The 18,094-nt window shown below is 66.4% G+C and carries 18 protein-coding genes; 9 read left to right on the top strand and 9 right to left on the bottom strand.

All coding sequences use genetic code 11. The annotated features are described in order from the left end of the window. Nucleotides 1-47 precede the first annotated feature (47 nt). The 5 genes from AC5JBD_RS00185 to eno all read right to left on the bottom strand — a co-directional run bounded on the left by AC5JBD_RS00185 (nt 48) and on the right by eno (nt 5,011). Nucleotides 48-707 carry a squalene/phytoene synthase family protein gene (locus AC5JBD_RS00185; protein WP_495719734.1) on the bottom strand — a complete coding sequence of 220 codons (660 nt, stop codon included), beginning with the start codon at nt 705-707 and terminating at the stop codon, nt 48-50. A gap of 98 nt (nt 708-805) precedes the next feature. Then, nucleotides 806-2,209, bottom strand: coding sequence for a pyruvate dehydrogenase complex E1 component subunit beta (locus AC5JBD_RS00180; protein WP_495719733.1), 1,404 nt, complete (start codon nt 2,207-2,209; stop codon nt 806-808). Next, entirely contained in the window at nt 2,209-3,255 is a 1,047-nt protein-coding gene (pdhA, locus tag AC5JBD_RS00175; protein ID WP_495719732.1) for a pyruvate dehydrogenase (acetyl-transferring) E1 component subunit alpha, read from the bottom strand. Before pdhA ends, AC5JBD_RS00180 begins: the two co-directional genes overlap by 1 nt. A gap of 104 nt (nt 3,256-3,359) precedes the next feature. Further along, the gene (locus AC5JBD_RS00170; protein WP_495719731.1) at nt 3,360-3,674 is read right to left on the bottom strand and encodes an FtsB family cell division protein; all 315 of its coding nucleotides are present in this window, start codon (nt 3,672-3,674) and stop codon (nt 3,360-3,362) included. A 50-nt stretch (nt 3,675-3,724) separates the two neighbouring features. Next, nucleotides 3,725-5,011, bottom strand: coding sequence for a phosphopyruvate hydratase (gene eno / locus AC5JBD_RS00165; RefSeq protein ID WP_495719730.1), 1,287 nt, complete (start codon nt 5,009-5,011; stop codon nt 3,725-3,727). A 155-nt stretch (nt 5,012-5,166) separates the two neighbouring features. Between eno and AC5JBD_RS00160 the strand changes: the two genes are divergently transcribed. The 5 genes from AC5JBD_RS00160 to AC5JBD_RS00140 all read left to right on the top strand — a co-directional run bounded on the left by AC5JBD_RS00160 (nt 5,167) and on the right by AC5JBD_RS00140 (nt 7,602). Continuing rightward, on the top strand, nt 5,167-5,964 hold the full coding sequence (locus AC5JBD_RS00160) for a hypothetical protein (RefSeq protein WP_495719729.1): 798 nt from the start codon (nt 5,167-5,169) through the stop codon (nt 5,962-5,964). Nucleotides 5,965-5,966: 2 nt separating this feature from the next. Further along, a complete protein-coding gene (locus tag AC5JBD_RS00155; RefSeq protein WP_495719728.1) occupies nt 5,967-6,365 on the top strand; it encodes a phage holin family protein in 399 nt (132 codons plus the stop codon). Next, nucleotides 6,362-6,805, top strand: a complete 444-nt coding sequence (locus tag AC5JBD_RS00150) for a hypothetical protein (RefSeq protein WP_495719727.1) — start codon at nt 6,362-6,364, stop codon at nt 6,803-6,805. Before AC5JBD_RS00155 ends, AC5JBD_RS00150 begins: the two co-directional genes overlap by 4 nt. After that, nucleotides 6,802-7,269, top strand: coding sequence for a hypothetical protein (locus tag AC5JBD_RS00145; protein ID WP_495719726.1), 468 nt, complete (start codon nt 6,802-6,804; stop codon nt 7,267-7,269). Before AC5JBD_RS00150 ends, AC5JBD_RS00145 begins: the two co-directional genes overlap by 4 nt. 114 nt (nt 7,270-7,383) lie before the next feature. Further along, nucleotides 7,384-7,602, top strand: a complete 219-nt coding sequence (locus tag AC5JBD_RS00140; RefSeq protein ID WP_495719725.1) for a DUF4170 domain-containing protein — start codon at nt 7,384-7,386, stop codon at nt 7,600-7,602. Between the two features lie 5 nt (nt 7,603-7,607). On the opposite strand, the gene AC5JBD_RS00135 is transcribed toward AC5JBD_RS00140, so the two are convergent. From AC5JBD_RS00135 to carA, 4 genes are all read right to left on the bottom strand, one after another. Further along, complete coding sequence (locus tag AC5JBD_RS00135) at nt 7,608-8,249, bottom strand: rhomboid family intramembrane serine protease (RefSeq protein ID WP_495719724.1); 642 nt, start codon at nt 8,247-8,249, stop codon at nt 7,608-7,610. A gap of 35 nt (nt 8,250-8,284) precedes the next feature. After that, entirely contained in the window at nt 8,285-8,764 is a 480-nt protein-coding gene (gene greA, locus AC5JBD_RS00130) for a transcription elongation factor GreA (RefSeq protein ID WP_495719723.1), read from the bottom strand. Nucleotides 8,765-8,844: 80 nt separating this feature from the next. Further along, entirely contained in the window at nt 8,845-12,180 is a 3,336-nt protein-coding gene (carB, locus tag AC5JBD_RS00125; RefSeq protein WP_495719722.1) for a carbamoyl-phosphate synthase large subunit, read from the bottom strand. A 277-nt stretch (nt 12,181-12,457) separates the two neighbouring features. Then, complete coding sequence (carA, locus tag AC5JBD_RS00120; RefSeq protein ID WP_495719721.1) at nt 12,458-13,684, bottom strand: glutamine-hydrolyzing carbamoyl-phosphate synthase small subunit; 1,227 nt, start codon at nt 13,682-13,684, stop codon at nt 12,458-12,460. Nucleotides 13,685-13,821: 137 nt separating this feature from the next. Between carA and AC5JBD_RS00115 the strand changes: the two genes are divergently transcribed. The 4 genes from AC5JBD_RS00115 to AC5JBD_RS00100 all read left to right on the top strand — a co-directional run. Further along, a complete protein-coding gene (locus AC5JBD_RS00115; RefSeq protein WP_495719720.1) occupies nt 13,822-14,274 on the top strand; it encodes a GatB/YqeY domain-containing protein in 453 nt (150 codons plus the stop codon). Nucleotides 14,275-14,410: 136 nt separating this feature from the next. Further along, nucleotides 14,411-14,815 carry a GIY-YIG nuclease family protein gene (locus AC5JBD_RS00110; protein WP_495719719.1) on the top strand — a complete coding sequence of 135 codons (405 nt, stop codon included), beginning with the start codon at nt 14,411-14,413 and terminating at the stop codon, nt 14,813-14,815. After that, nucleotides 14,812-16,677, top strand: a complete 1,866-nt coding sequence (dnaG, locus tag AC5JBD_RS00105) for a DNA primase (protein ID WP_495719718.1) — start codon at nt 14,812-14,814, stop codon at nt 16,675-16,677. The genes AC5JBD_RS00110 and dnaG overlap by 4 nt, the downstream gene beginning before the upstream one ends. A gap of 20 nt (nt 16,678-16,697) precedes the next feature. Continuing rightward, nucleotides 16,698-18,094, top strand: a 1,397-nt coding sequence (locus tag AC5JBD_RS00100; protein ID WP_495719717.1) for an RNA polymerase sigma factor region1.1 domain-containing protein, incomplete at its 3' end; no start/stop codon positions are given.

Here is an 18,094-nt window from a genome sequence, read left to right as displayed (position 1 = left end):
GTTTGTTCCGGAAGGCTAACGGATTGCGGCCGAGTCTTCAAACCGGATCAGCGGCCGGTGAAGCGGTGGCGCAACATCCGGATCATCCGTCCGGGCGTCCCTTGCGGCTCTGCGTCTTCAAGGCCGCGGTCGGCGTCGCGCCGTGCCAGCATCGCCAGCATGCCCAAAGGCCGCAGCGACTTCGGCCAGCGCTGCTCGACGACATCGGAAAGCCGTTCCCGCGCGGCCTCAAGCGCCGCCGTGGCATCGACTTCATTGCTGTGGCGGGCGAGATCGGCGAGCGCCCAGCCCTCCCCCGCCCGCTTGACCCGGGCGTTCATCTGGATGCCGAGCAGCTGCGAGGAATGGCGGAACAGCAAGGCGCCACGTGAGCCGGAATAATTGTCGAGGTCGGACGCCGTCAGCGCCTCGCTGCCGAGCAGGATCGACCATCCCTCCTCCATCCGCGCGAGCTGCGATCCCTTGATGCCGCGCGGAAGTATATGCCTCGCCACCTCCTGCAGCACCGGCTCCGCGGGTGGCGGCGCCTGGTCGAGCCGGGCCAGACTGTCACGCCACCAGGCAAGCTTGATCTGGCTGATCAAAGGCTCGCGTCCGCCGGCCAGTACCGCCCCCAGCGCCGCATCGAGCCGCCACAAAGAGGCGAGCGCGGGGCGACGCTCGGCCGGGACATAAGTCAGCGCGAGGGTGCGATCAGGATCGAGCATTTCACGTCATCCCGGCGGAGGCCGGGATCTCAGCGAGGAAGGGGCGCTGGCGCATTCGCGTCCTGAGACCCGGCCTTCACCGGGGTGACGTGCAAGTGTCAGCGGTAGCACACTTTCTTCGCCGCCTCGACGACGTCGGCAACCTTGATCAGCGCCAGCTTCTCGAGGTTCGCGGCATAAGGCAAAGGCACGTCGACATTGGTGACGCGCGCAACCGGTGCGTCGAGATCGTCGAAGCCTTCCTCCATGCAGATCGCCATGATCTCGGAGGAGATCGAGCAGACCGGCCAGCCTTCCTCGACGCAGACGAGGCGGTTGGTCTTGGCGAGCGAGCGCAGCACCGTCTGCTTGTCGAGCGGGCGCAGGGTGCGCAGGTCGATGACCTCGGCCTCGATGCCCTGCTCGGCGAGCTGGTTGGCCGCATCGAGCGCGACGCCGACGCCGATCGAATAGGAGACCAAAGTCACGTCCTTGCCCTCGCGCGCCACCCGCGCCTTACCGATCGGCAGGACATAGTCGTCGAGCTTCGGCACGTCGAAGCTCTGGCCGTAGAGCAGCTCGTTCTCAAGGAACACGACCGGATCCTCGGAGCGGATCGCGGCCTTCAAGAGGCCCTTGGCATCTGCCGCCGAGTAAGGCGCGATCACGATCAGGCCGGGGACGTTGGCATACCAGGGGCCGAAATTCTGGCTGTGCTGCGCGGCGACGCGGCTGGCGGCGCCGTTGGGGCCGCGGAACACGATCGGGCAGCGCATCTGGCCGCCGGACATGTAGTTGGTCTTGGCGGCCGAGTTGATGATGTGGTCGATCGCCTGCAGCGCGAAATTGAACGTCATGAACTCGATTACAGGACGGAGGCCGCCCATCGCCGCGCCGCTGCCGATGCCGGCGAAGCCATATTCGGTGATCGGCGTGTCGATCACGCGCCGCGCGCCGAACTCGTCGAGCAGCCCCTGGGTCACCTTGTAGGCGCCCTGATATTCGGCGACTTCCTCGCCCATCACGAAGACGCGGTCGTCCTTGCGCATCTCCTCGGCCATCGCGTCGCGAAGCGCCTCGCGGACGGTGGTGCGGACCATCTCGGTCCCCGCCGGCACCTCGGGATCCTCGCGCGTATGCTGCACCGCCGCCACGAGCGCCTGTGCGCCGCTTTCCGCCGGCTGCTGCTTCGTCTCGCCCTCGGTCTTCTGGTCGCTCGGCTGCTCCACCGCAGGCTTGTCGTCCCGCGCGGGAGCGGCGGCAGCGGCGGAGACATCCTCGCCGTCTTGCGCCAACAGCGCGATCACGGTGCCGACCTTCACCTCGTCAGTGCCTTCGGCGACCAGGATCTTGGCGACCTTGCCCTCGTCGATCGCCTCGAATTCCATCGTCGCCTTGTCGGTCTCGATCTCGGCGAGGATGGTGCCGGAGGTGACCTCGTCGCCTTCCTTGACCAGCCACTTGGCGAGCGTCCCTTCCTCCATGGTCGGGGACAGAGCGGGCATTTTCAGTTCGATCGGCATCAGTAGGTCTCGACCAGGACTTCGGTGTGGAGCTCGGACGGATCGGGCTCGGGCATCTGCTCGGCGAAGTCCGCGGACTCGGTGACGATCTGGCGGATCTCCTTGTCGATCGCCTTCAGCTCGTCTTCCTTGACCCCCGCCGCCTCCAACTCGCGCTTCACCGCCTCGATCGGATCGGACTTGTCGCGCACCGACTGGACCTCGTCGCGCGAGCGGTATTTGGCCGGGTCGGACATGGAGTGGCCGCGATAGCGGTATGTCTTCAGTTCCAGCAGCACCGGCCCCTTGCCGCCGCGCACCCATTCGAGCGCAGTCGTGGCGGCGCCGCGCACCGCGAGCACGTCCATGCCGTCGACCTGGATGCCCGGAATGCGGAAGCTCTCGCCGCGCTTGTAGAGCTGGTCCTCGGCGGAGGAGCGGTTGACGCTGGTCCCCATCGCGTACTGGTTGTTTTCGATCACGAAGATGATCGGCAGCTTCCACAGCGAGGCCATGTTGAACGCCTCGTAGACCTGGCCCTGATTGGCCGCGCCGTCGCCGAAATAAGCAAGGCAGACGCCGCCGTCGCCCGAATATTTGTGACCAAAGGCGAGGCCGGCGCCGAGGCTGACCTGCGCGCCGACGATGCCGTGGCCGCCGTAGAATTTATGCTCGGTCGAGAACATGTGCATCGACCCGCCCTTGCCCTTGGAGATGCCGGCGGCGCGGCCGGTCAGCTCGGCCATGATCACCTTGGGATCGATGCCGTAGGCGAGCATGTGGCCATGATCGCGATAGCCGGTGATGACGCTGTCCTTGCCGATCTCCAGCGCCGACTGCAGCCCGACCGCGACAGCCTCCTGACCGATATAGAGGTGGCAGAAGCCGCCGATCAGGCCGAGCCCGTAAAGCTGCCCCGCCCGCTCCTCGAAGCGGCGGATGAGCAGCATCTGGCGATAATATTCGAGCAGTTCGGCCTTGTCGGCCTGGTGCCGCTGCGGTTCGGCGGGACGCTCGCGATTGGGAGTGGCAGGCGGCGCCACGCTTTTGGATGCTGCTTTGGCCAAGACGATGCCTTCTTGTCGCAGGTGAGTGCCGGACGCCTATAGGCTTCAGGCGCGACGCTACGCAACGGGGCTTTCCTCGAACCCGGCCCGGGCCGGGTCGCGGCTTATTGCTCGATCGGGATGATCACTTCGTCGGGACGGACGAGGCCGAGCTCGCTGCGGATCATCTCGTCAGCGAGATCCGGATCGGCCTTGCTGGGATCGAGCAGCACGGCGCGATGCGCAAGCCGGGCCTTCTCCTCATTGAGGTGCGCGAGCTCGATCGCGCGCTCCGCCTTGGCCCGCCGGTAATCGCCATAGCTGAGGATGCCGTTGGAGCCGACCACGGCATAGCCGACGAAATTGGCAATGATCAGCACCGCCAGCGCCGGCAGCGCCGCCCGCTTGATCACCAGGAAAGAATTCTTCGCGCCCGCCATGATTCACGCCCCACTCGATTGGTTAACAGAATCACCAAAGCGGTTGGCAATCAAGCCCTTTTCGTCGCGAACACCGATCTTCCGGCATATTTAGCAGCCGAGCCGAGTTCCTCCTCGATCCTGATCAGCTGATTATACTTTGCGAGCCGGTCGGAACGGGCCAGCGAGCCGGTCTTGATCTGCCCGCAATTGGTGGCGACGGCGAGGTCGGCAATGGTCGTGTCCTCTGTTTCGCCCGAGCGATGCGACATGACCGCCGTATAGGAGGCGCGCTGCGCCATCGCGACCGCTTCAAGGGTTTCCGAAAGCGTCCCGATCTGATTGACTTTGACGAGGATTGAATTGGCGATGCCGCGTTCGATCCCCATGGCGAGCCGCTTGGGGTTGGTGACGAACAGGTCGTCGCCGACAAGTTGGACCTTGCCGCCAATCCGCTCGGTGAGCAGCGCCCAACCCTCCCAATCGTCTTCAGCCATGCCGTCCTCGATCGAGGCGATCGGATAGTCGCGGGTGAGCTCAGCCAGATAGTCCACCATCTCGGAGGGCGAGAAGGTGCGGCCCTCCCCTTCCATCCGATAAGCGCCATCGCGGAAATATTCGGTCGCCGCGCAGTCCAGCGCCAGCACCACATCGTCGCCAGGGCGGTAGCCGGCTCGCTCCACCGAGTTCATGATGAAGTCGAGTGCATCGCGCGTCGAGGCGAGCGCCGGCGCGAAGCCGCCTTCGTCGCCGACCGCGGTCGACAGACCCGCTTCCGAAAGCCCCTTCTTCAGCGTATGGAAGATTTCGGCTCCGCAACGAACAGCCTCATCGAGGCTCTCCGCGCCGACCGGCATGACCATGAATTCCTGGAAATCGATCGGATTGTCCGCATGCTCGCCGCCGTTGATGATGTTCATCATGGGAACCGGAAGCAGATGCGCCGCGACTCCGCCGACATAGCGGTAGAGCGGCAGCCCGCGTGCGTCCGCGGCGGCCTTGGCGGTGGCGAGGCTGACGCCCAGGATCGCGTTGGCGCCGAGCCGCGACTTGTTCTCCGTGCCGTCGAGCTCGATCAGCAAAGCGTCGATCTCTCCCTGGTCCTCGGCATCGAGCCCGACGATCGCCTCGGCAATCTCGCCTCTCACCGCCTCGACCGCTTGGCCGACGCCCTTCCCGAGGTAGCGCGACTTGTCTCCATCGCGCTTTTCGACCGCTTCATGGGCACCGGTGGACGCGCCCGACGGCACCGCCGCGCGCCCGAAGCTCCCGTCCTCCAGCGTCACCTCCACCTCCACCGTGGGATTGCCCCTGCTGTCGAGGATCTGGCGGGCGTGGACGTCGAGGATCGCGGTCATTTTGAACCCTTCCGGAGGATGCTGCGCTGCGGCAGGCGGGGTCTATCCGCACCCCGGCACCCGCGCAACTTTCCTTTCCGGACACGGAACGGAAGCCGCCGGACAGGTGTTTGTCGGCCAAAGCGGAATTCATGTCAGTAGTAGGAGGATTCACTATGCCCCCGCGCGATTCACAACTTCCCGAAGGAACCGATCACATCATCAACGGCGCCATGGAAACAGGCGCCGGCTCTGGTGCGAGCACCGGTTCCAGCGCGACCGGATCCACCGGCGGCGGGACGACCGGCGGCACCACGACCGGCGGCACCACGACCGGTGGCACCACGACCGGCACCGGCGGCGGCGGATCAAGCAGCGGCTTCATCGGCGGCACGGCGAGCGGCCTCGACGATACGGGCGGCACGGCTTCCTCCACCACCGGCAGCGGCGGATCGGGCGGCAGCTCGGGCTCCAGCTCCGGCAGCGATACGACCACCGGCAAGATCGCCAGCCAGGTACGCGACCAGGTGCAGAGCCTGAAGGGTCAGGCGACCGACAAGGCCCGCCAGTTCGCCGATCAGGGCAAGGACCGCGCGACCTCGGCGCTCGATAACTTCACCGAGGTCCTCCACGACGCGGCCCGCTCGGTCGATGAGCGGCTCGGCGGCGAATATGGCCAATATGCGCACCGCGCCGCCGATGCCGTCGCGTCGATGACGGATGGGTTCCGCGGCAAGAGCGTCGACGATCTGCTCGACGATTCGCGGACGCTGATCCGCAAGAGCCCCGGCATCGCGATCGGCGCCGCCGCGCTGATCGGCTTTGCGCTGGTGCGGGTCGTCAAGGCGGGCATCCCCGCCGGCGACACCAATGTCGACTTCACGCCCGATCCGCAGCTCACCGATCAGAGCGGAACAACCGGCACCCGGTCCACCGGCGCAGGCACCGGCACCGCCACCGGCACGGGCGTCTGATCATGGACGCCCGGGTCAGCACCCCCCGGGCCGATAACCCGGCGGATGAGTCGATCGGCGATCTGTTTCACCAGCTCGTCGACGACGGCCGCTCGCTCGTCGGTGCCGAGGTCAATCTCTACAAGCAGATTGCACTCGCCCGCGCCGGCAAGGCGAAGAACGGGATCATCGCCCTCGCGGCAGCCGGTTTCCTCGCTTATGCCGGCCTGATCGCCTTCCTGGTCGGCGTCGTCATGGGGCTGGCGGACTTCCTCGGGCCGGTGCTCGGCGGAGCCGTCGTTCTCGCCGTGACCGGCATCGTCGCATACGTCCTCGTCCAGTACGGCCTCTCGAAGGTCGGGGCGCTGAGCGGTGACGCCGACGAGAAAGCCGCCCTTCAGGCCGGGGAGCGTCGGGTATGAACAACAAGACAAAGCAGACGCCGTCCGGCGTGCAGCTCGAACGGGCCCAGTATGAGGTCGAGATCGCCAAGAGGCGTTTCTCCTCGACACTCGGCGCGCTTCAATATCGGCTGAAGCCGGCGACCCTCGCCAACCAGGCCTGGTCCGGGGTTCGCGAGAAAGGCGGCGAAGTGGCGGACGACGCTCTCCACAGCGTCAACGACGTCGCCGACGGCGCAGTTCGCGCCGTGAAGGACCGGCCCGTCGCCGCGTCAGGCATCGCCGCCGCGATCCTGGTCTTCCTCCTGCGGGCGCCGCTGTGGCGCGCCGCCAAGGGCGTCTTCTCGCGCCACGAGGAGGATCCGGGCGTGATCAAGGCCGATCTCGATCATCATGATGACAATTACGATCTGACCGCCCCCCGGGTGGAACGGTCGCAAAGGGAAGGAGTAAGCGCATGACTATCACCACCACCAACGCCGAAGGTACCACCGGCACCACCAGCAAGACGGGTGTGACCGGACGGGCGCGGGACGCCGCCGGTTCGGCGCGCAACGCCGCCAGCTCGGCCTATAGCAGCACAAGGGAGCGCACCTCCGCGCTCTACGGCAGTGCCCGCGAAAGGGCGAGCGGCGCCGTCAGCACCAGCCGCGACACGATCGATTCCAACCCGGTCATCGCGATCGCGGGCGGGCTGGCGCTCGGTGCGATCCTGGGCGCGGTTCTTCCCACCAGCCGCCGCGAGCAGGAACTGCTTGGCGACGTCGGCAGCCGCGTCAACGATGCCGCCAAGGGCGTCGCCAGTTCGGCCGTCGAAGCCGGCCGCAGCCAGGTCGACGAGCTGAAGAGCACCGCGTTCCAGAAGGTCGGCGAAGCCGTGGTCGAGGCCGTGTCGTCGAGCACGAGCTCCGGCAAAAGCCAGTAAGGTGCGAGCCCCGGCGCCTCCGGCGCCGGGGCCTCCCCTGCCGCCGCACGCGCTCTTGCCTGGGCGCCGCACTCTGCTAGGCGCCGCGGCAGCTTTCCCTTCTAGGTTTTCCACATGAGCAAGCTGCACCTGGTTTTCGGCGGCCGCGTCAAGGACCCGCAGGGTCTCGATTTCGACCTCAAAACCGTCGATCTCGTCGGCGTCTATCCCGATTATGCGAGCGCCCTCGACGCCTGGCGCTCCAACGCCCAGCGCACCGTCGACGATGCCGAGATGAAATATGTGGTGGTCCACCTCCACCGCCTGCTCGAGCCTGAGCTCGGCGGGTCCTAATAGCCTCAGGCGCCGCGGTACCGGAGCAGAAGCAGCGGCTTGGCGAGCAGCAGCCCGACCAGGAAGCCGCCGATATGGGCCATGATCGCGATCCGTGATCCCGCGGTCGTGAAGGTGATCCCGACCATCAGCTGCAGGCCGACCCAGGCGACCGCCAGCCATAAAGCATTGAGCCACAGCGCGAGCGTCTGGTTGGCGACCCTGACCCGGTTGCGCCCGAACATCATCGCATAAGCGCCCACCACCGCCGAGATCGCCCCGCTGGCACCGACCATGGGGACCGCCTCCATCGGGTTGGCGAGATAATGGGCCGCCGCCGCCGCATAGGCGCCGACGATATAGAGGATGATCAGCCCCCGCCTGCCGAGCAAGGTCTCCACGGCCCGCCCGCAGAAGAGCAGGATCAGCAGGTTGAGGAAAAGGTGCGCGAAGCCCGAATGGACCAGGGTGGCGGTGAGCGGCGTCAGCGGCAACGGCGCCAAGGCAACCCCCGAGACGGCCGTAGACACCCGCACCGGGATGAAGCCGCCCCAGATCGCCGCATAATCTTCCGCGCCGGCGCCGACGGTCAGCAGCCAGACGATTGCAGTCGCGCCCGCGATCGCCAGCGTCGCCCTTGCCTGCCGCCAATCTTCCGGAGGACGCATGCCGCTTCAGTCTCTGGTGAGCGGCCGCGGCCGGATCAGATGAACTCGACCTTCTCGATCGAATAATATTTGTCGCCCGACGGCGCCGACACTTCGACTTCGTCGCCGATCGTGCGGCCGATCAGGGCGCGGCCGAGCGGCGAGGAATAGGAGATGCGGCCGACCTTCGCGTCCGCCTCGGTCTGGCCGACGATCTGGTATTTGATCGGCTTGTCATTCTCGTCGAGCAGGTGGACGGTCGCGCCGAACACGACCTTGTCGCCGCTGAGCGTGGTCGGATCGATCACCAGCGCGCGGCTGAGGCGGTCGTCGATCTCGGCGATCTGCGCCTCGACCTGCCCCTGGCGCTCCTTCGCGGCATGATATTCGGCATTCTCGGAGAGATCGCCGTGGGCGCGGGCTTCCTCGATCGCGTCGATGATCGCCGGGCGCTCGACGGTTTTCAGGTGCCGCACGTCCCTCTGGAGCCGGTCATAGCCCTCCTGGAGCATCGGCATCTTGTCGACCGTCGCCATCTCGAAACTGCCTTTCGTCAAAACTTCTATTTGGCGGACCTTGTTAAAAGACCGCCTCAACTAGACCCGAATTGTGAGGATCACGCTCTGGAGGCGGAATAATAGTCCTGGAGCGAGCGAACTTCAAGGCTGTGGTCCCTTTGTGCCCCGATGGCACGCACCACCGCCGCGCTCGACGCCGCCGTGGTGAAATAGGGCACCTTGGCCATCAGCGCCGAGGCGCGGATCGAGGCGCTGTCCTTGTGGCTCTGCCACCCTTCCGTGGTGTTGAAGATCAGGTCGACCGCCCCGTCCTTGATCCTGTCGACGATGTGCGGCCGCCCCTGCGCGACCTTGTTGACCCGTTCGACCTCGATCCCCTGGCTCTTCAGATAGTCGGCGGTGCCGCCCGTCGCGATCACGCGGAAGCCGAGTTCGATCAGCGCCCGCACCGGCGGCGCGATCAGCGACTTGTCGCCGTCCTTCACCGACACGAACAGCGTGCCGCCATTGGGGAGCCGCTCCCCCGCCCCCAGCTCCGCCTTCAGATAAGCCACGGCGAAGTCGTTGGAGATTCCCATCACTTCGCCGGTGGACTTCATCTCCGGCGAGAGCACCGGATCGACGCCGGGGAAGCGGGCGAACGGGAACACCGCCTCCTTGACGGCGATGTGCGCCGTGTCGCGCTGGATCGGCAGGAAGCGCATCAGCGGCTCGCCCGCCATCACCCGCGCGGCGATCTTGGCGATCGGCGCGCCGAGCGTCTTGGCGACGAACGGCACGGTCCGGCTCGCGCGCGGATTGACCTCGATCAGGTAGACGACCCCATCCTTCACCGCGAACTGGACGTTCATCAGCCCGACCACGCCGAGGGCGAGGGCAAGCTCGCGGGCCTGGCGCTCGATTTCGGCGACGATGGGCGCCTCCAGGCTGTAGGGCGGCAGCGAGCAGGCGCTGTCGCCGGAATGGACGCCCGCTTCCTCGATATGCTGCATCACCCCAGCGATGCAGACATCCTTGCCGTCCGAGATCGCGTCGACGTCGACCTCGATCGCGTCGCGCAGATACTGGTCGATCAACACCGGGCTGTCGCCCGACACCTGCACCGCAGTGACGATATAATCTTCGAGCTGCGCCGGCCCGTCGACGATCTCCATCGCCCGCCCGCCGAGCACGTAGGAGGGGCGCGTCAGCACCGGATAGCCGATCCGCTCGGCGACCAGCAGCGCCTCCTCGCGGCTGCGCGCCATGCCGTTGGCCGGCTGCCTGAGGCCGAGCCGCTCGACCAGCCCCGCGAACCGCTCGCGATCCTCGGCCAGGTCGATCGCATCCGGCGAGGTGCCGAGGATCGGAATGCCCCCTTTCTCGAGCGCGGCGGCAAGCTTCAGCGGCGTCTGCCCGCCGAACTGGACGATCACGCCGGCCAGCTCGCCGCGCGACTGCTCGACATGCAATATCTCGAGCACGTCCTCGGCCGTCAGCGGCTCGAAATAGAGCCGGTCCGAAGTGTCGTAATCCGTCGACACCGTCTCCGGATTGCAGTTGATCATGATCGTCTCGAAGCCCGCCTCCTTCAGCGCATAGGCGGCGTGGACGCAGCAATAATCGAACTCGATCCCCTGCCCGATCCGGTTCGGCCCGCCGCCCAGGATCACCACCTTGCGGCGGTCGCTCGGAGCGCTCTCGTCCTCCGGCTCCCCGAAGGTCGGCGCCTCGTAGGTCGAATACATGTAGGGCGTGCGCGCCTCGAACTCGGCCGCCACCGTGTCGATCCGCTTGAACACCGGCCGCACCCCAAGCTTGTGCCGGAGCGCCCGCACCTCCTCCTCGCTGGTGCCGCCGGTCATCGCCTTCACCGCATCGTGGATGAGGCCGTGGCTCCGCGCCCGCACCTTGCGCGCCCCGCCCCTCAGGTTGGCGGAGCGCAAGGCGAGCTCCGCCAGCCGGCGGTCGGAAAAGCCCATCGCCTTCAGCCGCCGCAAGCCCGCCGCGTCGCGCGGCAGGCCAAGGCGGGCGATCTCCGCCTCGGCGTCCACGATCTCCTTGATCCGCTCCAGGAACCAGGGGTCGTATTTGGCGATGGCGTGCACCTCCTCGACGGTGAAGCCCTCGCGCAGCGCCTGCGCCGCGACCAGCAGCCGGTCCGGGCTCGGCCGGGCCAGCGCCGCCTGGATCTCCTCCCGCGGTGCGCCATAGAGCGCCTTCACCCCGTCCAGCCCGATCAGCCCCGTCTCCAGCCCGCGCAGCGCCTTCTGCAGGCTCTCGTGGAAGTTGCGGCCGATCGCCATGACCTCGCCCACCGACTTCATCGCGGTCGACAGCAACGCCTCCGACCCCTTGAACTTCTCGAAGGCGAAGCGCGGGATCTTGGTGACGACGTAGTCGATCGTCGGCTCGAACGCGGCCGGCGTCACGCCGGTAATGTCGTTCTGGATCTCGTCCAGCGTGTAGCCCACCGCCAGCTTGGCCGCGACCTTCGCGATCGGGAACCCCGTGGCCTTCGAAGCCAGCGCGGAGGAACGCGACACGCGCGGGTTCATCTCGATCACGACCAGCCGCCCGTCCGCCGGGTTGACCGCGAACTGGACGTTGGACCCGCCCGTCTCCACCCCGATCTCGCGCAGGCAAGCGATGCTCGCGTTGCGCATGATCTGATATTCCTTGTCGGTCAGCGTCAGCGCCGGCGCAACGGTGATGGAGTCGCCGGTATGGATGCCCATCGGATCGACATTCTCGATCGAGCAGATAATGATGGCGTTGTCGGCGCGGTCGCGCACCACCTCCATCTCATATTCCTTCCACCCCAGCACCGATTCCTCGATCAGCACTTCGGTGGTCGGCGAGGCGTCGAGCCCGCCGGTGACGATCTCGACGAACTCCTCGCGATTATAGGCGATGCCCCCGCCCGTGCCGCCAAGCGTGAAGCTCGGCCGGATGATCGCCGGCAGCCCGACATGGTCGAGCGCCCGCATCGCATCGTCGAGGCTGTGCGCGATCTGCGAGCGCGGGCTCTCCAGCCCGATCTTCGACATCGCGTCGCGGAACTTCAGCCGATCCTCCGCCTTCTCGATCGCCTCCGCGTCCGCGCCGATCATCTGCACGCCGAACTTCTCCAGCGTGCCGTCCTTGAACAGCGCCAGCGCCGTGTTCAGCGCTGTCTGCCCGCCCATCGTCGGCAGCACCGCGTCCGGCCGTTCCTTCTCGATGATCTTGGCGACATATTCCGGCGTGATCGGCTCGATATAGGTCGCGTCGGCCAGCTCCGGATCGGTCATGATCGTCGCCGGATTGGAGTTGACCAGGATGATCCTGTACCCCTCCGCCCGCAGCGTCTTCGCCGCCTGCGTCCCCGAATAATCAAACTCCGCCGCCTGCCCGATGACGATCGGGCCGGCGCCGATGATGAGGATGGAGGAGATGTCGGTGCGGCGGGGCATTAGCTATATGCCTCGTTACCTACGAAACCCATCTCTCTTGATCCAAGCCTGCTCTTCTTCAGTTCGCGCAACAGACAATCCACGTCCTCATAGGGAGCGGTTGGAGGTGGCTGCAAACGCAGCTCATCACGCCCCTGTAGCTGAAGGGCTCCCGCGGGGAGTCTGCAGAGCGTGAGGATCCGATCCACTTCCTCTTGGTCGGTTAGTTCCACCTTTGGCGCCTGCACACTGCAAGCGATTAGGATAACGAGGGTAGCGGGAATAAATGCCGCGCCCCTCACTTGAGCGCTCCCACAAACTTCTCGAACAGATACGTGCTGTCCTGCGGCCCCGGGCTCGCCTCCGGATGATATTGCACGCTGAACGCCGGCCGGTCGGTCAGCTCCATCCCGCAATTCGAGCCGTCGAACAGGCTGACATGGCTCTCCCGCACGTTCTCCGGGAGTGTGTCGCGGTCAACGGCGAAACCGTGGTTCATGCTGGTGATCTCGACGCGGCCGTCCGCCAGTCGCTTGACCGGGTGGTTGGCGCCGCGGTGGCCCTGGTGCATCTTCATCGTCCGCGCGCCGACGGCGAGGCCGAGCAGCTGGTGGCCGAGGCAGATGCCGAACAAAGGCTTATTGGTCTCCAGCAACTGCCGGATCACCGGCACCGCATATTCGCCGGTGGCGGCCGGATCGCCGGGGCCGTTGGAGAGGAAGAAGCCGTCGGGCTGGTGCGCCATCACCTCCTCGAAGGTGGCGGTGGCGGGAAGCACGGTGACGTTCGCCCCGGCATCGGCCAGGTTGCGAAAGATGTTGCGCTTCGACCCATAGTCGATCGCGACGACATGCGGCCTACGCTCCGAGCCACGTTTCTCGACTTCGCTCGAAACAAACGGAGTTTGGGAGCCCTCCCCTGAGCCGTTCGCTTCGAGCGAAGTCGAGAAGCCCTGACCACGCTTCCACCGACCCCCCGACCACCGGAACATCTGCCGGCACGACACCTCCTTGGCGAGGTCCATCCCCTCAAGCCCCGGCCACTCCCGCGCCTTCTGCACCAAGGCATCAAGATCGAACTCACCCCGCGCATTATGCGCGATCACCCCGTTCGGCGCGCCCTGCTCCCGGATCCGCCGCGTCAGCGCCCGCGTATCCACGCCGGAAAGCCCGATCCGCCCGTTCGACTTCATCCACGCATCGAACCCCTGCGCCGCGCGCCAGCTCGATGGCGCCGTCACATCCTCCCGCACCACGCAGCCGAGCGCGAACGGATTATCCGCCTCCAGATCCTCATAATTGGCGCCGGCATTGCCGATATGCGGGAAGGTGAAGGTGATGATCTGCGCCGCATAGGAGGGATCGGTCATCACCTCCTGGTAACCGGTCATGGCGGTGTTGAAGCAAACCTCGCCGACCGCCTCCCCTTCCGCGCCGAAGCCCCTGCCCCAGATCACGGTGCCGTCCGCCAGAACCAATACGCCCGTCGCTCCTTCGGGCGCGTGGGCAGGTTTGGCGTGAGCCATGGCGGCGGGCACTCCCAAGGGGTTACTGGCGATGTCGCTAAGGCTCCGCAGCTAGAGACGCCGCCCGGCATCGTCAATCTGTTAAACCCACGGCACGCGGGCTATCGTTCCGCTTTCCCGACGAACCCAGGAAGATCATGATTCGCGACGACATCAAGTCCGCGCTCGTCACCGCCATGAAGAGCGGCGACAAGGCGCGCACGGCCGCCATCCGCCTCATCCAGTCCGCCCTCAAGAACCGCGACATCGAGCTGCGCGGCAGCGCCAACCCGCCCGAAGACGACGTGCTGGTGACGGAAGTGCTGCAGAAGATGATCAAGCAGCGCCGCGAATCGATCGCCCTCTACGAGCAAGGTGGCCGCGGAGAGTTGGCCCAGGCCGAGCAGGCCGAAGTCGCCGTAATCGAGGGCTTCCTCCCCCAGCAGATGAGCGAGGAGGAAGCGAAGGCCGCCATCGACCAAATCGTCACCACCACCGGCGCGACCTCGCTGAAGGACATGGGCCGCGTCATGGCCGCCTTGAAGGACCTCCACGCCGGCCAGCTCGACATGAGCAAGGCCAGCGGTTTGGTGAAGGCGCGTTTGAGCTAGCGGCTGGAACGCTTCTCGACTTCGCTCGAAGCGAACGGAACTAGGGCTAAGTGTCTTCCCTCTGACACCGTTTGTTTCGAGCGAAGTCGAGAAACGTGCGCTCGACCGAATCGACTTGCCCGGGCATCAATCTCCCATGCCGTTCTGGACGTATCTGCTGCGCTGCTCGGACGGCCGCTACTATACCGGACATACGGAGGACCTCGACGTCCGCCTCGCCCAGCATCAGCGAGGCTATTTCCGAACCTGCTGGACCTTCAGCCGCCGGCCGGTCGAGCTTGTCTGGTCCGAGGCATTCCCGACCCGCGATGAAGCCCTCGTCGCGGAACGCGTGGTCGGGGGCTGGTCGAGAGCCAAGAAAGACGCGCTGATCAGGGGCGATTGGAAGCTCGTGTCCCATTTCGCACGACCACCGAAGGAGCGTGGTTCAGGTTTCTCGACTTCGCTTGAAACGAACGGAATTAGGGTCAGTCGGCCAGATCCGTTTGCTTCGAGCGAAATCGAGAAGGGCGAAGTCGGACAAGTCGAGGGCTCATCATGACCCTCTCCCCCCAATTCCTGGACGAGATCCGCGCCCGCACCCTGCTCTCGGCGCTGATCGGCCGCAGCGTGAAGCTCACCAAGGCTGGGCGCGAGTTCAAGGCCTGCTGCCCGTTCCACAACGAGAAGACGCCCAGCTTCTACGTCAATGACGACAAAGGCTTCTACCATTGCTTCGGCTGCCAGGCGCATGGCGACGCGATCCGTTTCCTGACCGACGCGCGCGGCCTCCCCTTCATGGATGCGGTCAAGGAGCTCGCCGAGGCCGCCGGAATCGAGGTCCCCGCCCCCGATCCCCGCGCCCAGGCCAAAGCGGAGCGCGCCAACTCGCTCTACGACGTCATGGCGGCAGCCCAGGCCTGGTTTGAGGAGCAGCTCGCCGGCATCGAGGGCGCCGATGCTCGCGCCTATCTCCAGAAGCGCGGCATCACCGACACGACCCGCAAGCGCTTCGGCTTCGGCTTCGCGCCCGACAGCCGCGGCAAGCTCAAGGCCGCGCTCAAGGACTTCGGCAATGACAAATTGGTCGAGACCGGCCTGCTGATCGAGGTCGAGGACAAAGAGCCGTACGACCGCTTCCGCGGTCGCCTCACCTTCCCGATCCGCGACCGCCGCGGCCGGGTCATCGCCTTCAGTGCCCGCATCCTTGGCCCCGGCGAGCCCAAATATCTGAACAGCCCCGAGACGCCCCTGTTCGACAAGGGCCGCACCCTGTTCAACATCGACCGCGCCGCCGCCGCCAGCCGCGAAGTGAAGCGCGTGATCGTCGTCGAGGGTCAGATGGACGTGATCGCCCTCGACCAGGCCGGCATCTCGGAGGCCGTCGCCCCGCTCGGCACCGCGATGACCGAGCACCAGCTCGCCCTCCTCTGGCGCCTCGCCCCGACGCCCATCCTCTGCTTCGATGGCGATACCGCCGGCCAGAAAGCGGCGGCCCGCGGCGCACTCCGGGCCCTGCCGCATATCGGTCCGGGCCAGTCGCTGCGCTTCGTCACCATGCCGCCCGGCCAGGACCCGGACGATCTCGTCCGCTCCGGCGGCCGCGAGGCCATCGAGGCGCTGCTGGCCGAGCCCGAGTCGCTCGTCGACCACCTGTGGCGCCACGAGCAGGCGGCAGAGCCGCTGATGACGCCCGAGGACAAAGCGGGGCTGAAGCGCCGCCTTCTCGACCATGTCGCGACGATCGCCGACCCGGACGTGCGCGACCAGTATCGCAGCGAACTCCTCGGCCGCTTCGCCGAGCTGACGCGCCCGCCCCAGCGCGAATGGAAGCCGCGGGGGGAGTGGAAACCCCAGCGGGAATGGAAGCGCGGCGGCCCGCCCGGCTCCCGCTTCGCCCCGCCGCGCCCGGCCTCGGCCGAGGCGAAGGCGGTCGGCGCCGGCGGCCTTGCCGGCCAGACCGCGCGCGCCATCTTCCAGGGCCTGCTTCGCTTTCCCGCACTGATCGGCGACCATGTCCAGTCGCTCGCCGACCTTCCCCTTGCCGACCAGCGCCTCGTCAACCTTCGCTCCGCGATGCTCGATGCGGCGATGATGCACGGCGCGCTTGATCAGGATCAGCTTGATACCATATTGGCGCGGACAGGCGTGGGCCTCCTTGCTGAGGAGTTGCGCCGGCAGACAGGACTGGGCTTTTCCTTCAACCGCCGAGATGCCGACCCGGAACGTGCGCAACGCGATCTCGTTCTGGTCATCGACACGCTCGCGGCACGGCCCGGGCTCGACGCCGCACTGGATGCGGCGACCGCCCGGCTGAAGGAAGAGGGAGACGAAGCCGCGTTCCAGGAGCAGCAGAGGCTCCGGGCAGCGCGGGACGAGGCGGACAGGCAGCTCGCGACGCTGATCGAAGGCGACGCGGACTAGATTTTGAACAAGGCGTGCGAATGGCGAAGACGAATACGGCCGAGACCAACGACAAGCCGGACCAGGGCGATGCGCCCCTCATCGATCTCAACGAGGCCAGCCTCAAGAAGCTGATGGCCCGCGCCAAGAAGCGCGGCTACATCACCTATGACGAGATCAACGAAGCGCTGCCGCAGGACCAGATGTCCTCCGAGCAGATCGAGGACGTCATGTCCGCCTTCTCGGAGATGGGCGTCAACGTCGTCGAGGCCGAGGAGGCCGACGAGGACGATCAGCAGCCCGAGCCGGTCGACGATTCCACCGAGCTCGACGACGGGCCGCAGACCTTCGTCGTCGAGAAGAAGAAGGAGACCGTCGACCGCACCGACGATCCGGTGCGCATGTACCTGCGCGAGATGGGCGCGGTGGAACTGCTCTCCCGCGAGGGCGAGATCGCCATCGCCAAGCGCATCGAGGCCGGCCGCGACACCATGATCTGGGGCCTCTGCGAAAGCCCGATCACCTTCAACGCCATCATCGACTGGTCCGACGCGCTGAACCGCGGCGACATGCAGCTGCGCGAGATCCTCGATCTCGACGCGATGCTCTCCAAGGGCCCGACGCCCGAGCAGGTCGAGGGCGCCGAGGAAGGCGCCGACGGCGACATTTCCGAGAAGACCGCCGGCCCCTCCTACAAGGAGGAGGAAGAGGTCGAGGAAGCCGCGCCCGAGGAGGACGAGGACGAGGATTCCATGGTCGAGCGCCGCGCCCCGCGGCCGACCGAGGAGGAGGAAGAGGACAACACCCTCTCCCTCGCCCAGATGGAAGAGACGCTGAAGCCCCAGGCGCTCGAGAAGTTCGCCAACATCACCGCGCTCTTCAAGAAATTCTCCAAGCTCCAGGGCGCGCGCATGGACGCGATGGGCGCCGGCCACGAATTCGCCCGGACCGACGAGAAGAAATACCAGTCCCTGCGCGAACAGCTCACCGCCGAGGTCGAGAGCGTCCAGTTCCACGGCGCCAAGATCGAATATCTGGTCGACCAGCTCTACAGCTACAACCGCCGCCTGACCGCGCTCGGCGGCCAGATGCTGCGCCTCGCCGAACGCCACAAGGTGCCGCGCAAGGCCTTCCTCGACAGCTACATGGGCCACGAGCTCGACGAGCATTGGTCGGAGCGCGTCTGCAACACCGACAAGAAGTGGAACGCCTTCTGCACGCAGGAGAGCGCCGCGATCGAGCGCATCCGCGCCGAGATCGCCGAGATCGCCCAGGCGACCGGCATGAGCCTCGCCGAGTTCCGCCGCATCGTGAACCAGGTCCAGAAAGGCGAGCGCGAGGCCCGCATCGCCAAGAAGGAGATGGTCGAGGCCAACCTGCGCCTCGTCATCTCGATCGCCAAGAAATATACCAACCGCGGCCTGCAGTTCCTGGACCT

The organism is Allosphingosinicella sp. (genome assembly GCF_059502505.1).
The sequence above is the reverse complement of the archived record's forward strand: the minus strand, read 5'-3'. Positions and strand labels throughout refer to the sequence as shown.

Excerpts from the sequence above, each read along its gene's own strand:
- eno (WP_495719730.1), bottom strand. The coding sequence starts at position 5,011 with ATGACCGCGATCCTCGACGTCCACGCCCGCCAGATCCTCGACAGCAGG.
- AC5JBD_RS00110 (WP_495719719.1), top strand. The coding sequence starts at position 14,411 with ATGCCGTTCTGGACGTATCTGCTGCGCTGCTCGGACGGCCGCTACTAT.
- AC5JBD_RS00185 (WP_495719734.1), bottom strand. The coding sequence starts at position 707 with ATGCTCGATCCTGATCGCACCCTCGCGCTGACTTATGTCCCGGCCGAG.
- dnaG (WP_495719718.1), top strand. The coding sequence starts at position 14,812 with ATGACCCTCTCCCCCCAATTCCTGGACGAGATCCGCGCCCGCACCCTG.
- AC5JBD_RS00135 (WP_495719724.1), bottom strand. The coding sequence starts at position 8,249 with ATGCGTCCTCCGGAAGATTGGCGGCAGGCAAGGGCGACGCTGGCGATC.
- AC5JBD_RS00160 (WP_495719729.1), top strand. The coding sequence starts at position 5,167 with ATGCCCCCGCGCGATTCACAACTTCCCGAAGGAACCGATCACATCATC.
- carA (WP_495719721.1), bottom strand. The coding sequence starts at position 13,684 with ATGGCTCACGCCAAACCTGCCCACGCGCCCGAAGGAGCGACGGGCGTA.
- carB (WP_495719722.1), bottom strand. The coding sequence starts at position 12,180 with ATGCCCCGCCGCACCGACATCTCCTCCATCCTCATCATCGGCGCCGGC.
- AC5JBD_RS00170 (WP_495719731.1), bottom strand. The coding sequence starts at position 3,674 with ATGGCGGGCGCGAAGAATTCTTTCCTGGTGATCAAGCGGGCGGCGCTG.
- AC5JBD_RS00155 (WP_495719728.1), top strand. The coding sequence starts at position 5,967 with ATGGACGCCCGGGTCAGCACCCCCCGGGCCGATAACCCGGCGGATGAG.
- AC5JBD_RS00150 (WP_495719727.1), top strand. The coding sequence starts at position 6,362 with ATGAACAACAAGACAAAGCAGACGCCGTCCGGCGTGCAGCTCGAACGG.
- AC5JBD_RS00140 (WP_495719725.1), top strand. The coding sequence starts at position 7,384 with ATGAGCAAGCTGCACCTGGTTTTCGGCGGCCGCGTCAAGGACCCGCAG.
- AC5JBD_RS00115 (WP_495719720.1), top strand. The coding sequence starts at position 13,822 with ATGATTCGCGACGACATCAAGTCCGCGCTCGTCACCGCCATGAAGAGC.
- greA (WP_495719723.1), bottom strand. The coding sequence starts at position 8,764 with ATGGCGACGGTCGACAAGATGCCGATGCTCCAGGAGGGCTATGACCGG.
- AC5JBD_RS00145 (WP_495719726.1), top strand. The coding sequence starts at position 6,802 with ATGACTATCACCACCACCAACGCCGAAGGTACCACCGGCACCACCAGC.
- AC5JBD_RS00180 (WP_495719733.1), bottom strand. The coding sequence starts at position 2,209 with ATGCCGATCGAACTGAAAATGCCCGCTCTGTCCCCGACCATGGAGGAA.